The organism is Frankia sp. R43 (assembly GCF_001306465.1).
In the GTDB taxonomy this organism is placed as follows: domain Bacteria; phylum Actinomycetota; class Actinomycetes; order Frankiales; family Frankiaceae; genus Parafrankia; species Parafrankia irregularis.
The window spans coordinates 805,537-819,418 of record NZ_LFCW01000002.1; the positions used below are offsets into that span (position 1 = coordinate 805,537).

General features: G+C 71.7%; 12 protein-coding genes. 8 read left to right on the top strand and 4 right to left on the bottom strand.

Features of this window, described 5'->3' with window-relative positions:
* Nucleotides 1-173 precede the first annotated feature (173 nt).
* Together ACG83_RS11405 and ACG83_RS11410 are read left to right on the top strand one after the other, a co-directional pair.
* The gene (locus ACG83_RS11405) at nucleotides 174-1,829 is read left to right on the top strand and encodes an ABC-F family ATP-binding cassette domain-containing protein (RefSeq protein WP_054566103.1); all 1,656 of its coding nucleotides are present in this window, start codon (nucleotides 174-176) and stop codon (nucleotides 1,827-1,829) included.
* Complete coding sequence (locus tag ACG83_RS11410) at nucleotides 1,826-2,311, top strand: DUF456 domain-containing protein (protein ID WP_054566104.1); 486 nt, start codon at nucleotides 1,826-1,828, stop codon at nucleotides 2,309-2,311. Before ACG83_RS11405 ends, ACG83_RS11410 begins: the two co-directional genes overlap by 4 nt.
* A 244-nt stretch (nucleotides 2,312-2,555) precedes the next feature.
* Here ACG83_RS11410 and ACG83_RS45350 read toward each other — a convergent pair whose 3' ends face one another.
* Nucleotides 2,556-3,041 (bottom strand): hypothetical protein, encoded by a 486-nt coding sequence (locus ACG83_RS45350; protein WP_054566105.1) that lies wholly within the window; start codon nucleotides 3,039-3,041, stop codon nucleotides 2,556-2,558.
* 354 nt (nucleotides 3,042-3,395) lie between these two features.
* Between ACG83_RS45350 and ACG83_RS11420 the strand changes: the two genes are divergently transcribed.
* The 5 genes from ACG83_RS11420 (at nucleotide 3,396) to ACG83_RS11440 (ending at nucleotide 8,891) form a co-directional block, all read left to right on the top strand.
* Nucleotides 3,396-4,340: a sulfite exporter TauE/SafE family protein gene (locus ACG83_RS11420; RefSeq protein WP_054566106.1), complete on the top strand. Its 945-nt coding sequence runs from the start codon at nucleotides 3,396-3,398 to the stop codon at nucleotides 4,338-4,340.
* A gap of 185 nt (nucleotides 4,341-4,525) precedes the next feature.
* Entirely contained in the window at nucleotides 4,526-6,325 is a 1,800-nt protein-coding gene (locus ACG83_RS11425; RefSeq protein ID WP_054566107.1) for an ATP-binding protein, read from the top strand.
* A gap of 62 nt (nucleotides 6,326-6,387) precedes the next feature.
* Complete coding sequence (locus ACG83_RS11430; protein WP_255354729.1) at nucleotides 6,388-7,029, top strand: response regulator transcription factor; 642 nt, start codon at nucleotides 6,388-6,390, stop codon at nucleotides 7,027-7,029.
* 237 nt (nucleotides 7,030-7,266) lie between these two features.
* Complete coding sequence (locus tag ACG83_RS11435; RefSeq protein WP_063793039.1) at nucleotides 7,267-7,857, top strand: hypothetical protein; 591 nt, start codon at nucleotides 7,267-7,269, stop codon at nucleotides 7,855-7,857.
* Nucleotides 7,858-7,883: 26 nt separating this feature from the next.
* Nucleotides 7,884-8,891: a peptidoglycan-binding protein gene (locus ACG83_RS11440; RefSeq protein ID WP_161934741.1), complete on the top strand. Its 1,008-nt coding sequence runs from the start codon at nucleotides 7,884-7,886 to the stop codon at nucleotides 8,889-8,891.
* Between the two features lie 492 nt (nucleotides 8,892-9,383).
* Here the strand turns inward: ACG83_RS11440 and ACG83_RS11445 are convergent, their stop codons facing one another.
* Nucleotides 9,384-9,941 carry a hypothetical protein gene (locus ACG83_RS11445; protein ID WP_054566109.1) on the bottom strand — a complete coding sequence of 186 codons (558 nt, stop codon included), beginning with the start codon at nucleotides 9,939-9,941 and terminating at the stop codon, nucleotides 9,384-9,386.
* Between the two features lie 95 nt (nucleotides 9,942-10,036).
* Here ACG83_RS11445 and ACG83_RS11450 point away from each other — a divergent pair, with 95 nt between their 5' ends.
* Nucleotides 10,037-11,440 carry a M20/M25/M40 family metallo-hydrolase gene (locus ACG83_RS11450; RefSeq protein WP_116437470.1) on the top strand — a complete coding sequence of 468 codons (1,404 nt, stop codon included), beginning with the start codon at nucleotides 10,037-10,039 and terminating at the stop codon, nucleotides 11,438-11,440.
* 188 nt (nucleotides 11,441-11,628) lie between these two features.
* Here ACG83_RS11450 and ACG83_RS11455 read toward each other — a convergent pair whose 3' ends face one another.
* Both ACG83_RS11455 and ACG83_RS11460 read right to left on the bottom strand, forming a co-directional pair.
* On the bottom strand, nucleotides 11,629-13,140 hold the full coding sequence (locus ACG83_RS11455) for an NAD(P)/FAD-dependent oxidoreductase (RefSeq protein WP_054566110.1): 1,512 nt from the start codon (nucleotides 13,138-13,140) through the stop codon (nucleotides 11,629-11,631).
* Between the two features lie 210 nt (nucleotides 13,141-13,350).
* A complete protein-coding gene (locus ACG83_RS11460; protein ID WP_054566111.1) occupies nucleotides 13,351-13,554 on the bottom strand; it encodes a DUF5703 family protein in 204 nt (67 codons plus the stop codon).
* Nucleotides 13,555-13,882 lie beyond the last annotated feature (328 nt).

Here is a 13,882-nt window from a genome sequence, read left to right on the forward strand (position 1 = left end):
CCATTGTGGACGTTTCGGTGGCTCTGCGGCGAATTCGCCTCCCGGCCGGACCAGGGTGAGCCGCCCGTCCGAGCCGCGGCCTGGGCTTGGATCAGCCGCCGGCGTGACCGGGTCGACCGGGCGTCGGCGTGACCGGCTGACACAGCGCCCGCGCGGCGGACGACACTGGACCCATGTCGGCCACACTTGTCGCCTCCGATCTGACCGTGCTGCGTGGCGGTGCCGTCGTCCTGGCGGGCGTCTCGCTCACCGTCGCGCCGGGCGACCGTCTCGGCGTGGTCGGCCCCAACGGGGTCGGCAAGTCGACCCTGCTGCGGGCGCTCGCGGGCCTGGTCCCCCTCGACGGCGGCCGGATCGACCTCTCGCCGCCCACCGCCGTGGTCGGGCTGTTGCCCCAGGAACCCGACCGGCGTGCCGACGAGACACTGCGGGAGTTCCTGGCCCGGCGGACCGGTGTCACAGCGGCACAGCTGGCCCTGGACGAGGCCACCGCCGACCTGTCCGGCTCGGTGGCCGGCGCGGATGATCGTTACAGCCACGCGCTGGACCGCTGGTTGGCGATCGGCGCGGCGGACCTGGACACCCGGGCCGAGCAGGTCGTCGCCGACCTCGGCCTGCCCGCCGGTGCGCTGGACCGTCCGACGGTCGCGCTGTCCGGCGGCCAGGCCGCGCGCGGCTCGCTGGCGAGCGTGCTGCTCTCCCGGTTCGACATCACCCTGCTCGACGAGCCGACCAACGACCTGGACTTCGACGGCCTGGAGCGACTGGAGCGCTACGTGGCGCAGATGGCGGGCGCGCTCGTCGTGGTCAGCCACGACCGGGAGTTCCTCGACCGTTCGATCGACGGGGTCGCCGAGATCGATCCGCACCAGCACACGGTCACCCGCTACGCGGGCGGCTGGGACGCCTACCTGGAAGCACGCGGGCTCGCGCGCCGTCAGGCCCGCGAACGCTACGAGCGCTTCGCCGACCGCCGCGCCGATCTCGTCGAGCAGGTACAGCGGCAGCGGGAGCAGTCGGTGCGCGGTGCGGTCAGGGCGAAGCGCCGCTCCTCGGACTCCGACCGCTCCGCCCGGGGCGCCCGGATCGAGGCGGCGACCAAGAGCGCCGGGCGCGTTCGCACCCTGCAGACGCAGCTCGACCGCCTGGACAACAGCGAGGGCGCGGTCGCCGAGCCGCGCAAGGAATGGCAGCTGCGGATGTCGATCGCCGCCGCGCCCCGCTCGGGTGACGTGGTCGGGACGCTGTCCGGCGCCGTCGTGGAGCGCCCCGGTTTCCGGCTCGGGCCGGTGGACCTCACGGTCGCCTGGGCTGACCGGTTCGTCATCACCGGACCGAACGGCGGTGGGAAGAGCACCCTGCTCGCCGCGCTGCTCGGCCGGTTGCCGCTGAGCGCGGGGACCCACTCGCTCGGCTCCGGCGTGCGCCTCGGCGAGATCGACCAGGCGCGGTCGGCGTTCCGTGGGGCGTCCACCGCCGCCGCCGTCGCCGAGGAGGCCACCGGTGCCTCGGCCGCCGACGTCCGGACGCTGTTCGCCAAGTTCGGCCTCGGTGCCGATCAGATGACCCGGCCGTCGTCGTCGCTGTCGCCCGGGGAGCGCACCCGGGCGGCCCTGGCGCTGCTGCAGGGAGTCGGGGTGAACTGCCTGGTGCTGGACGAGCCCACCAACCATCTGGACCTTCCCGCGATCGAGCAGCTCGAAAAGGCCGTCGAGGGCTTCGCGGGAACCCTGCTGCTGGTCACCCACGACCGCCGCCTGCTCGACGCGGTGCGGGTGACCCGACGGTTGCATGTCGCCGGTGGACAGGTGACGGAGACGGTGCCGTGAGCGGCGTCGAGCTCCTCGCGGTGGCCCTGGTCATGGCGGTCGGGGTGGTCGGTGTCCTGGTCCCCGTGCTGCCGGGCCTGCTGCTGGTCTGGGGCGCCGGCGCGTGGTGGACGATCGCCGACGGTGGCGGGCCGGGGCGCTGGGCGGTGCTGGCGGTGATGAGCGCGCTGTTCGTCGCCGGCACCCTGGCCAAGTACGTGCTGCCGGGCCGCGCCGCGTCCGCCTCCGGTGCGCCGATCGGGACGATGCTCGTCGGTGCGGTCTGCGCTGTCGTCGGGTTCTTCGTGGTGCCGGTCGTGGGCCTGCTGGTGGGCGGCCTCGCCGGCATCTACCTGGCCGAGCTCGCCCGCCTGCGGGACCCGGTGCGGGCGGGCGCGTCGACCTGGGCGGCGACGGTCGCCTTCGGGGTCGGCCTGCTGGTCGAGATCTGTGCCGGCCTCGCCATGGCGGCCGTCTGGGGCCTCGGTGAGCTGGTCACCTGACCGCCTGGTGGCCGCGCTGACGACTGGCGACCAGGTGCGGCGCTGACGGCCCGGTGCGGCGCTGGCGGCCTGGTGGCCGCGCGCCGGGGAACGTCCCGCCGGTGCCCGCTGATGTCGCCGGCATCCTGACAGGCCTGTTCCCCGGCGCCGTCCCCGTGCCGCTGCCCGGCTCGGCGGTGATCAGCGGTCTGGGACGTGGTGGATCAGGAATGTGGTGGGTCAGGAACGTGATGGGGGCAGCGGACTACCAGCCCCAGTCGTCCTTGTCCCACTTGTCCTTGTGCTTACGGTCCTTGTCCCACTTGTCCTTGTGCTTACGGTCCTTGTCCCACTTGTCCTTGCGCCAGTCGTCCTTGTTCCACTTGTCCTTGTGCCAGTCGTCCTTGTCCTTGCGCCAGCTGGCTTCCTTGCCCCAGCCGTCCTTGTCCCACTTGTCCTCGTCCTTGTGTCGCTTGTCCTTGTCGCCGAACCAGTCGTCCTTGTCCTTGTGTCGCCTGTCCTTGTCCTTGTCGCCGAACCAGTCGTCCTTGTCCTTGTGCCGCCTGTCCTTGTCCTTGTCGCCGAACCAGTCGTCGCCGAACCAGTCGTCCTTGTCGTGCTTGTTCTGGTGGTATCCCTTGTCGTCCCAGAACGCCTGCGCGGACCCGGCACCCGGACCCAGGGCCAGTGCGGCGGCGGCAACGCCCGTCGCCGCGAGGGCGAGGATCCTACGTGGTGCGGACTTTCCCATCGTTCCCCCATCGCTGAATTCACGTGCGGCGGCCCCGCAGCAATGAAGGGCCTCCCACCCGGAATTCATCGACAAACAAAAATCTTTCCGCCGCGAAATTGCGGCGAATTGGTGCGGGGTAATTTCCGGAATGTTGGTGTGCCGGGTCGCGAACTGGCCGGAGAATGATTTGGCGGATGGTGGGACCTGGCGACGGGTCCGACCCGGGGCTCGCCCAGCGGGGTGGTGGCGGCGGGAATGACCACGGCTCCCGCCGTCCTGGTGCGGATCGAGAACCTCTGGTTGCTCTCGGTCCGCACTGGGTGGACTGTCGCCGGAAATGCGTATCATCCCCGTCGGGAAGGTGGTCCACACATGGAGATCGACCCGTTGGTCACCCTGGCCGGGGTGCTGGTGGGATTCGTCGTCGGGCTGACCGGCATGGGCGGCGGCGCGCTGATGACACCGATTCTGGTGCTGCTCTTCGGGGTGCAGCCGCTCGCGGCCGTCTCGAGCGACCTGGTCGCGTCGGCGGTGATGAAGCCGGTGGGGGCGACGGTGCATCTGCGCCGTGGCACGGTCCACCGCGGGCTCGTCACCTGGCTTGTCCTGGGCTCGGTGCCCGCGGGCTTCTGCGGTGTCCTGATCCTGCGCGCGATGGGCGACGGCGAGGCCGTCCAGGACCGGATGAAGATCTTCATGGGGGCGGTGCTGATCGTCGCCGCGCTCGCCATGCTCGCGAAGGCGGAGCTCGACCGCCGCCGCGGACCCGCACCGACCGACGACGACGCCGCCGTCGAGGTCACCGTCCGGCGGTTGCCGACGCTGGCCGTCGGTGTCGTCGGAGGCCTCGTCGTCGGGATGACGTCGGTGGGCTCGGGCTCGCTGATCATCGTCCTGCTGCTGGCCCTGTACCCGTCGATCCGTGCCTCGCAGCTGGTGGGGACCGATCTGGCCCAGGCCGTCCCGCTGGTCGCCGCCGCGTCACTCGGCCACCTGCTCTTCGGCGACTTCCAGCTGGGGCTGACCGGCTCGCTGCTCATCGGCTCGCTGCCCGGGGTCTACCTCGGCGCCCGGATCTCGGCGGGCAGCGCCACCAGCGCGCTGATCCGCCCGGCGATCGTCGTCGTGGTGTCGCTGAGCGGACTGAAGCTCGTGGGTGTGCCCACCGGGGCCCTGGGCGTGGTGTTGGCGCTCATGCTGGTCGCTGCGGCGGGCGCCGTGGCGCGGGGTCGTCGCGCCCAGCCAGCCACCCCCGCGACGCCGGCCGTGCCCGGGCCTGGGGACACACCCGTCGAGGCGGTGCCGCGCCGGCCCTGATGCCAGGGGACCTGACGCCAGGGGCCCCGACGGAGATGTCGCGCCACCGACCCCCCGAACAATCCGGACCCGTCGATGCCAGACTTGCCGGTGGGCCGGTATCGGTGTTCCGGAGCCGGTAGCGGCAGGGCGTCGGTCGGGTCGCGTCGCTTGGGGGGCGGGTGCGGGCATCGTTTGCCTCGGCGGTGTCACGCGTCACCGCTGCCGGCGGGGGAGAACAGGACCGCGCCGGCGAGGTCGCGCTGCTGGCGGTCCTCGGCGGAGCATTCGGAGCGACCGTTCTGATCCTGACCAGCCCGGACCGATATGACGGCTCCACCGGCACCGTGTTCTCCGGCCTGGTCGGATTCACCTATTTGGCCACCGGTGCCGTCGCCCGTCGGCGGGCGCCCCGCAATGCGGTCGGCCTCCTCATGATGCTCGTGGGCATCGGCTGGTTCGCCGAGGACGTGCAGATTTCCGGCGATCCGCTGCTGCATACCGTCGGGCTTTTCACCCGGGCGGCGTCCGGTGGATTTCTCACGCACCTCGTCGTGGCGTATCCGGACGGAGAGTACCGCTCGGTCTGGGAACGCCGTCTGGTAATCGCCGCCTACGTCATCGTGTTCGCGGTGGTGCCGGCCGCCAGCGTGTTCGACGACTCGTCCGTGACGAACCTGCTGCTCATCCACTCGTTCCGCGGTTTCGGTGCCGGGTATGACGTGGTGCAGGGCGCGATGGGTGTCGCGGTCGTCGTGGTGCTCGTCGCCCACTGGCGTGCGGCGGCCGGTAATCCGGCGGCTCGTGAGCGGCTCGCTCCCGTTCTCGCGGTAGGCCTGCTGGGCGCCGTGGTCAGCGCGCTGCGGGCGGCGAGCCCGCACGGTGGATGGCTGCGCCTGCTCCTGGGCCAGCTGTCGCATGGGTCGATGGTGGCCCTGCCGATCGCCTTCCTGATGGGTGTGCTGCGGGTGCGGCTGGGGCGCCGCGGCGTGGTCGATCTTCTCGTGCGGCTGCCGGGGTCGTCCCCGGACGAACTGCAGGCCCTGCTGGCCAAGGCTCTGCGGGACCCGTCGCTGCGGGTCGGCTTCCACCGGCCCGACCACGGCGGATATGTGGACGCGGCCGGGCGGCCGCTGCGCCCGGCATCGGGGCAGGTGGCGACTCCGGTCGAGCGCGACGGGCGCGCGGTGGCGATCCTCCTGCACCACCCGGCGCTGCGGGAGGATCCGCACCGGCTCGCGGCAGTGGGTTCGGCCGCCGCGCTGGAGCTGGACAACCAGCGCCTCGCGGCCGAGGTCCGGGCCCAGCTGATCGACGTGCAGGCGTCCCGGGCGCGCCTCGTCGCGGCCGAGGACCAGGCCCGCCGCGAGCTGGAGCGCAACCTGCACGACGGCGCGCAGCAGCCCGTGGTCGCCACCGCGCTCGAACTGAACATGGCCCGAGGCATCCTCCGCCGGCGCCCCGAGCCGGACGAGGAGCTCGCGCCGATCCTGGCCCGGTGCGCGGCATACGTCGAAGAGGCGTCCGCCCGGATGCGGCTGCTCGCGCGGGGAATCCATCCCGCGGCGGACGGAGACCTGCGGACGCCGCTGGAGGAGCTGATCGGGCGCAGCCCGTTCCCGATCCGGCTTTCGGGCCGCCCCGTCCCCAGCCTGCCACCGCTCGTCGCGACGGCCGCCTACTTCGTCGTCTCCGAGTCGATCACGAACGCGCAGAAGCACGCGCACGCCTCGTCGATCACCATCGAGGTGGAGTACAGCACCGAGCCGGTCGCTGCCGACCCCACCGAAGATGATCAGGATCTCGCTGGCCGCGTCACCGAGTTACGACTGGCGGTCATCGACGACGGGGTCGGCGGGGCGGTGTGCGACGACGGGCCGGACAGCGGTACGGGGCTGGTCGGCATCCGGGACCGGATCGACGCCCTGGGCGGAGAGTTCGAGCTGGAAAGCCCACCTGGAGAGGGGACGGTTGTGCGGATGACGCTGCCGGTCGCACCACGGTGACGCCGTGCGACGCCGTGCCGGCCGCAGCTGCGAGTGGTGTTCGGGATGCTCGGTCGCGGGTGGTGCTCGCCGACGATCATCCGATGTGGCGTTCGGGTCTCGCGCGGTTGCTGACGGCCGAGGGCTTCACGGTGGTCGAGGAGGTGGGCGACGCGGACGCGCTGCGCGCGGCGGTGTCCGCGCGGCGGCCCGACCTGGCGATCGTGGACATCCGGATGCCACCGGGCGGGCGGCTCGACGGGCTCGAGGCCGCGATCGACCTCCGGCGGTCCCAGCCGGGTCTCGCCGTTCTCGTCGTGTCGGAGCATCTCGCGACCGCACACGTCGACCGCCTGATCGGTGACCGCAGGCATGGCGTCGGCTACCTGCTCAAGGCACGGGCCGGTGAGGACGACTTCCTCGACGCGGTACGGCGGGTGGCCGGCGGTGGCTGCGCCTTCGACCGCGACATCGTGGAGATCATGCTGGGGGCGACGCGACGGCGGACCGGCCTCGGCGCGCTGACCGACGCCGAGCGGAAGGTGCTCGAACGGGTCGCGCAGGGGAGGTCGAACGCCGCCGTCAGCCTGGATCTCCAGATCAGCCGACGCACCGTGGAAGCGCACATCCGGAGCATCTTCGACAAGCTGGGGCTGCACGACGACGAGGAGCACAACCGCCGGGTCATGGCGGTGCTGATCTACCTCCGCGCGGGCGCGGGCTGACCGGGGTCGGGCGGCGGCTCCCGGTTCCCGGCGGCTCCCGGTTCCCCCGGCGCTCCGGCAGCGGCGGGTCTTCACGGTGCCGATCGTGACCGCCCGGTGGCGGCGCCGCATCGGTGCTGGCACCTAGGGCTGCACCGCAAAGGCAGGTGACCGCACGGATGGCAGCGCCATCCGTGCTCAGCACGATGGAGGCGCCGGGAAATCCCGGCGCACCTGCCGGTGAACAGTGGAGCAGTCATGGACGATTCCTCGAACAGCCCGTCGCGCCGCGCACTTCTCGCCGCCGGTCTCGGGGCCGGCTCCGTCGCCCTGAGCGTCGCCACGGCCGGGACGGCCGACGCGATGCTGACCGTGAACTGGTCCCAGACCGACTGGCGGTTCTGCGGCCAGTGTTACTGCCTCGTTCGGCTCGGGGACGCGAAGAACCGGTGCTCGCTCGGCAGCCGGACGCACTGGCTGATCGGCTGGAACTTCCGTCTGGACTACACGAAGGACTACGGGCCCCATGCTGGTGAGACGCCGCATAAGCAGAGCGCGTGGCTGCGTTGCTCCTACTGCGCGGTGCTGTACTACAAGGATTTCGGTGGAAGCTGTCCTGGCCGGGCCGGCGCGGTCCACAAGACGACGGTCCCGTTCGTGCAGTTCCTCGTGCCGCACGACGTGAACCCGGTGCCGCGGGACCGCCAGTCGCGGTGGCGCTTCTGCACCAAATGCAGCGCGATGTACTTCGACGGTTACGCGCCGGACCGGGGCGTCTGCCGGGGCAACGGCACGCTGGGGCACGCCCCGGCCGGAAACGTGTTCCAGCTGCCGATCTACCACTACTGACCTCCCGCGGCGGTGGGGGAGACGACATGAAGCGGCGGAATGCGGTGGCGTCGGGCCTGCGCAGACTGGCGGCCACCGGCCTCGCGCTGGCGATCGCCTCGGTGGTGGCGATCGCCTGCGTACCGGGCGGTGGCGAGGACCCACCGGGTGGCGACCCGCCAGGCGGAGGGTCGGCCCAGCCCGGCCTCGCCGGCTGCCCGACCCTGCATCCGGGGGACCAGGACCCGGTCGACGGTACGGACTGCGTGGCGGCCCTGCAGCAGGCGCTGCGTGACAACGGGTACCCGGACCAGGGGCTGGACGGCCAGTTCGGCTCCGGCACGAAGGCGAATGTGATCGACTTCCAGGCGAAGAACGGGCTGACCGCCGACGGCGTCGTGGGCGGGCAGACCCGGGATGCTCTGCTCTCCACGGGCGGCGGTGGCGGCGGGGGCGGGCAGGATCCGCCCGCCGAGGCGAGGATCGTCGCCGGATGCGCTCCCGAGAACTCACTCGGGGCCACCTGCCCGATCACCGGCTCGGGCTTCGCGCCGGGAGAGAAGGTCCGCCTCGACTTCTTCCTGCCGGCCGGTGGCGCCTCCGGTGACGCCGCGGTGGCGGACGACCAGGGTGCCTTCACGTTCACGTTCACGAACGAGCCGCATATCGCGAACACGGGAACGATCCACGTCGTGGCGACCGGTGAGCAGTCGAAGCGCACCGCGAACGCCCAGTTCATCCAGGACGGATCCGCGGGTTCCGGCCCGGCCGAGATCCATTGCGTGCGCATCGACAACGACGGGTACGGGTTCACCTACGCCGGATCCGGATTCGGCGCCAACGAACCGGTCGAGGTGACCATCGCCCCGGACTCGAATGACCCGGAAACAATCTCGGAAACCGCACACGACGATGGATCGATCCAGCGAGGTATCAACTATCCGGTGAAGCAGGGAATCCATATCGGCCTGCGGGCCCGGGGTAGGACCACCGGCCGGGAGGCCAGCTCGACCGTTTACTGGGCGGGCCCGAGCAGCACGTCGACGAAGTGCTGACATCCGCTCGCAGAGAGGACCTCACTCGGCCGCTCAGTGCGTCGCCGACGCCGGCCTCGTCCTACGAGCCGTCTCCGCCATCGGTGAATCCGACGACTGCCGGACCTCTCTACCGCACAGGCCAGGAGATCTCGCTCGCGGGGGAGACCTCCGCCGTGTTCCCCCGGGAAGTTCCCGGCTTCCCGGGGGACGCTGCGGTGACGACGGGCTCTGGTGGAGCGACCTGTGCCCGCCGGTGACCGTGCCCGGCCGACCCGGTCCCGCGAAACGGGCCGGATGCGCCGCTGTCGTGAACAATGCCGGACGGAACCCGGCGGTGACGGGGCCGGTCGGCGTGTCGCTGCCAGCGCAACCGACCGCCCGCCACAGGCCGGTCGAACCTGGCGCCGGACCACCCGCGCACCCCGGTGCCCGAAGCGGCCCCGCTCCCGGCGCCGAGTTGCACCGGGAGCCGCGAGCAGCACAGTGCGAGCAGCACAGCGAGCAGCACGGCTAGTGACGCCTGCGGCTGTCCGATTCACTGTCCGGCGCCGTGGCCGCGGTCAGCTCCCGCACCCGGCGCTCCGCGGGGCGTCGGCGGCGGGGGAACCGGGCGGTCCGGCCCCCGCCCCGGTTGCCCCCGCCGCGGTGGCTGACGCTCCGGTCGCCCACGCCCACGCCCACGCCCTCGCCCTCGGCCGGGCCGGATGCGGGGCGCAGTGGGCGGTCCGTGCCGCCCGTGTTCGCGGCCTCGATGGCCGGGCGCTCGCCGATGGTGCCGCTGTCGATCGCCGCCCGGTCCCCTGCTCCTGCCGCTGCAACGGGGCGGGCGTCGCGGGCATGACGGGACTGCGCGGTCGTCGGCGTGCCGGCGCCACCTTCGAGCCCGTCCGGTACCCGACGCGCCGGCCTGGGCCCGCCGGGCAGCGCCCTCGTGGGGGGCAGCGCCGCGCCGAACCGCGCGAGACGTCCGTAGTAGTGCGCGAGGTGCAGGTGATAGTCGAGGTCACCGGTGGTGGGGAAGGTGGCGGAGCAGCCGAGATCCTCGCGCGGGCAGCGGTACAACGTCATGGCGGGTCCTCCTACCGGAAACCGGCGTGGAACGCTTGGCCCGACGGTACGTCCCTGCTCCGGTGAACGCACGGCCGGAAGAGCAGACTGGGGGCATGGCAAACGTGTCCCACGATCCCTCCGAGGACCCTGTGGCGGTCAGGCAGAGACCGGCCGCCGCGCCCGCCGCGCCCGCCGGGCGGCCAGCCGGTGCCCGACCGGCACTCACGGCCGAGTCCGAGGTCGTGGACCTGTGTCGGGACATGCTGCGCTTCGAGTCGGTCAACCGCGGGAACGGTGAGGGCCACGAGCGGCCGATCGCCGAGTACGTGGCCGAGAAGCTGGCCGAGGTGGGGCTGGAGCCCGTCCTGCTCGAGTCCGCCCCGGGGCGGACGAGCGTGGTGACCCGGGTGGCCGGCGCGGACCCGACCCGGTCCCCGCTGCTGATCCACGGCCATCTGGACGTGGTGCCGGCGGATCCGTCCGACTGGCGCGTGCACCCGTTCGCCGGGGAGGAGGTGGACGGATGTCTCTGGGGCCGCGGCGCCATCGACATGAAGGACATGGACGCGATGACCCTGGCGGTCGTCCGTGACCTGGCCCGATCTGGCCGCCGGCCGCCGCGTGACCTTGTTGTGGCCTTTGTTGCCGACGAGGAGGCCGGCGGAACGCTGGGGGCGCGCTGGCTGGTGGACAACCATCCCGACCATTTCGCCGACTGCACCGAGGCGATCAGCGAGGTCGGCGGCTTCTCCTACACGGTTTCGGACGACCTGCGGCTGTATCTCATCGAGACCGCGGAAAAGGGCATCGCCTGGATGAAGCTCACCGTGGCGGGCCGGGCCGGGCATGGGTCCATGCTCAGCGAGGACAACGCGGTGACGAAGCTGTGCGAGGCGGTGGCCCGGCTCGGCCGGCACCAGTTCCCGATCGTCGTCACGCCGACCGTGCGGGTGTTCCTCGACTCGCTCGGGGAGGCGCTGGGCATCGAGCTCGACGCGGGCGACATCGAGAGCACGATCGCGAAGCTGGGGCCGATCGCCCGGATGGTCGGGGCGACGATCCGCAACACCGTGAACCCGACCCAGCTGGTGGCCGGGCACAAGGTGAACGTGATTCCCGGCGAGGCCACGGCCTACGTCGACGGTCGGTACCTGCCCGGGCAGGAGGAGGAGTTCCTGCGCCAGGTGGACGAGCTGATCGGGCCCGAGGTGCGCCGTGAATGGGTGGTGAACGACCAGGCGGTGGAAACCGGTTTCGACGGCCCGCTGGTGGACGCGATGGCCGGCGCGCTGCGTGCGGAGGACCCGGCGGCCCGGGCGGTGCCCTACATGCTCTCCGGCGGGACCGACGCGAAGTCGTTCTCCCGGCTCGGCATCCGCTGTTTCGGCTTCTCCCCGCTGCTGCTGCCGCCGGACCTCGACTTCGCCGGCATGTTCCACGGCGTGGACGAGCGGGTTCCGGTCGAGTCGCTGCGCTTCGGTGTGCGGGTGCTGGACCGTTTCCTCGCGGCTTCCTGACCGCGTGACGTGACGCCGGGCCGGCGTCACCTGACGCCGGGACGGAACGAGACGAGCCCGTCCCGGGCGCATCCCCGGGACGGGCTCATCGTTTGTTCTGTTCCGCTGCCTCGCCGGCCTGGCAGTTCTCCGGCCTGACGTTCGGCGGCCTGGTGGCTCACCGGTTCGCCGGTGCGGTGCCCGGTCGGTCAGGCGGTGCCGGCGGACGCGGTGCCACCGGTCGCCGGGCTGTCCGGGGTCAGCCGGGACGGCTCGGCAGTCGCCTTGCGGGCCTTGGGCACCGCGCCCGGCTGCGCGGCCGGCCGGGTCACCGCCGACGAGCCACGGGAGGCCCAGTCGTCCGGCAGCGTCGGGAAGAACCCGTCGCCGAGGCGTTGCAGCGCCGACCGGGCGAAGATCTGCTGCTGGGTGACCGTGCGCTCCGAGCGGCCGCGGCCGATGAAGCTCACCGTCCAGTGCAGCAGGGTGGTCACCCGGTGCTTGAACCCGATGATGTAGACGAGGTGCACCGCGAGCCACATCAGCCAGGCCAGGAACCCGCTGAGCTGCACGCCCTTGATGCTGGCCACCGCGCTGAAGCGCGAGATCGTGGCCATGCTGCCCTTGTCCTTGTACTCGAAGTTGCGCATCGGCGGGCCGCTGCGCAGCCGGGTGGCGATCGTCTTGGCGGCGTACTGGCCGCCCTGGATCGCGACCTGGGCGACACCGGGCAGCCGGTCGAGGGTGGCCATGTCGCCGACGACGAAGACCTCGGGGTGACCGGGCAGGGTCAGGTCGGGCTGCACCTGGATCCGGCCGGCCCGGTCCAGCACGGCGCCGGACTGCTCGGCGAGCTGCTTGCCCAGCGGGCTGGCAGCGACACCGGCGGCCCAGATCTTGCAGACCGACTCGATCCGGCGCCGGTTGCCGTCGGAGTCCTCGACGTCGATGCCACGGGAATCGACGTTGATGACCCGGGCACCGAGCTGGATCTCGACCCCGATCTTCTCCAGCTTGGCGGTGGCCTTGGCGGCGAGCTTCTCGCCGAACGTCCCCAGCACGGTCGGGGCGGCGTCGAGCAGGATGATCCGGGCCTTGGTCGTGTCGATGCGCCGGAAGTCGTGGCGCAGCGTGCGGTGCGCCATCTCGGCGATCTGACCGGCCATCTCGACGCCGGTCGGGCCGGCACCGACGACCACGAAGGTCATGTAGCGCGCGACGTCCTCCGGGTTGGGGGCGGTCTCGGCGACCTCGAAGGCGCCGAAGATCCGTCCGCGCAGCTCCAGCGCGTCGTCGATGCTCTTCATGCCGGGCGCGTGCTCGGCGAAGTGGTCGTTGCCGAAGTACGACTGGCCCGCGCCGGCGGCGACGATCAGGCTGTCGTAAGGCTGCACGTCCGACCGCCCCAGCAGGTTCGACGTCACCGTCTTCGCGGCGAGATCGATCTCGGTGACCTCACCCATGATCACCCGCGCGTTCGTCTGGCGGCGCAGCACCTCGCGGGTGGCCGGGGCGATCTCGCCCTCGGACAGGATGCCCGTCGCCACCTGGTAAAGCAGTGGCTGGAACAGGTGATGTGTGGTCTTTGCGACGACAGTCACCTCGACGGGCTCGCGGCGCAGCGCCTGGGTGGCGAACAGCCCGCCGAAACCCGAGCCGATGACTACGACCCGGTGCTTTTGGTGTCCGTCGCTCGTAGCGGTCACAATCGCTCCCCACATGCCGATGGGTCTCTGACGGAGTGGTTCACGGTCCGTCCGCCTCACCATCTTCCGCCGTGAATCGGAGCGGGGATCGTGGCGATACTCACGTCTCACCCGGCGATGTCCGTCCCGGCGGGTCGGACGTCACATCTGCCGTGCTGTGCCAATTCACCTTTGGCAGGTTGTCGGTGGCGTGGGCCCGCTGCGGTCGGTGACCGGGCCGCCGGGTCAGGTGGGGAGATAACCGGGCAAGCCGCCCGGCCGGCGCCGTCGGCGTAGCACTACTCGGCGGGTCCCATCGGGGTAGATACGGGAGCGATCAAGCTCCCAGTCCCCGAACTCGGCGTGCAGGGTGAGGATCGCCACCGCGGTTCGCCGGTCGGTGCCCGGGGGCATCGTCAGCTTCTGGTACTCGAGCTCCCTGTCGACCAAGGTGCCTGCACCTCCCGTTTCGCCGGCCCGGTGAGCGCACGGACGCCCGCTCGATCACCGGCTCCCAACCCGCCTGCGCGCGTCTCGCGCGCACCTGTTCGGTCACCGTGACACCGGGGACCTTGATGAACGCACGGTGTCCTGGAAAGAAACCTTGTCGTAGCGGTCGATCGCGCACAAGCCGTTGTCGGGTGTGCCGTGGGGAAAAGTCACACCGATCCCGGTCGACGGGGACGGCGGGGCGCCTCGCCAGGGCACCGGACAGGGGCGCCGGACAACGACATCCCGCGTTGCCGGGGGTGAAGTGCGCGGCAATGGGACGCCGCGG

What these genes read in the sequence shown, in the direction of transcription:
- ACG83_RS11405 (WP_054566103.1), top strand. Translation starts at nt 174, where the DNA reads ATGTCGGCCACACTTGTCGCCTCCGATCTGACCGTGCTGCGTGGCGGT.
- ACG83_RS11455 (WP_054566110.1), bottom strand. Translation starts at nt 13,140, where the DNA reads ATGTGGGGAGCGATTGTGACCGCTACGAGCGACGGACACCAAAAGCAC.
- ACG83_RS11435 (WP_063793039.1), top strand. Translation starts at nt 7,267, where the DNA reads ATGGACGATTCCTCGAACAGCCCGTCGCGCCGCGCACTTCTCGCCGCC.
- ACG83_RS11445 (WP_054566109.1), bottom strand. Translation starts at nt 9,941, where the DNA reads ATGACGTTGTACCGCTGCCCGCGCGAGGATCTCGGCTGCTCCGCCACC.
- ACG83_RS45350 (WP_054566105.1), bottom strand. Translation starts at nt 3,041, where the DNA reads ATGGGAAAGTCCGCACCACGTAGGATCCTCGCCCTCGCGGCGACGGGC.
- ACG83_RS11420 (WP_054566106.1), top strand. Translation starts at nt 3,396, where the DNA reads ATGGAGATCGACCCGTTGGTCACCCTGGCCGGGGTGCTGGTGGGATTC.
- ACG83_RS11440 (WP_161934741.1), top strand. Translation starts at nt 7,884, where the DNA reads ATGAAGCGGCGGAATGCGGTGGCGTCGGGCCTGCGCAGACTGGCGGCC.
- ACG83_RS11450 (WP_116437470.1), top strand. Translation starts at nt 10,037, where the DNA reads ATGGCAAACGTGTCCCACGATCCCTCCGAGGACCCTGTGGCGGTCAGG.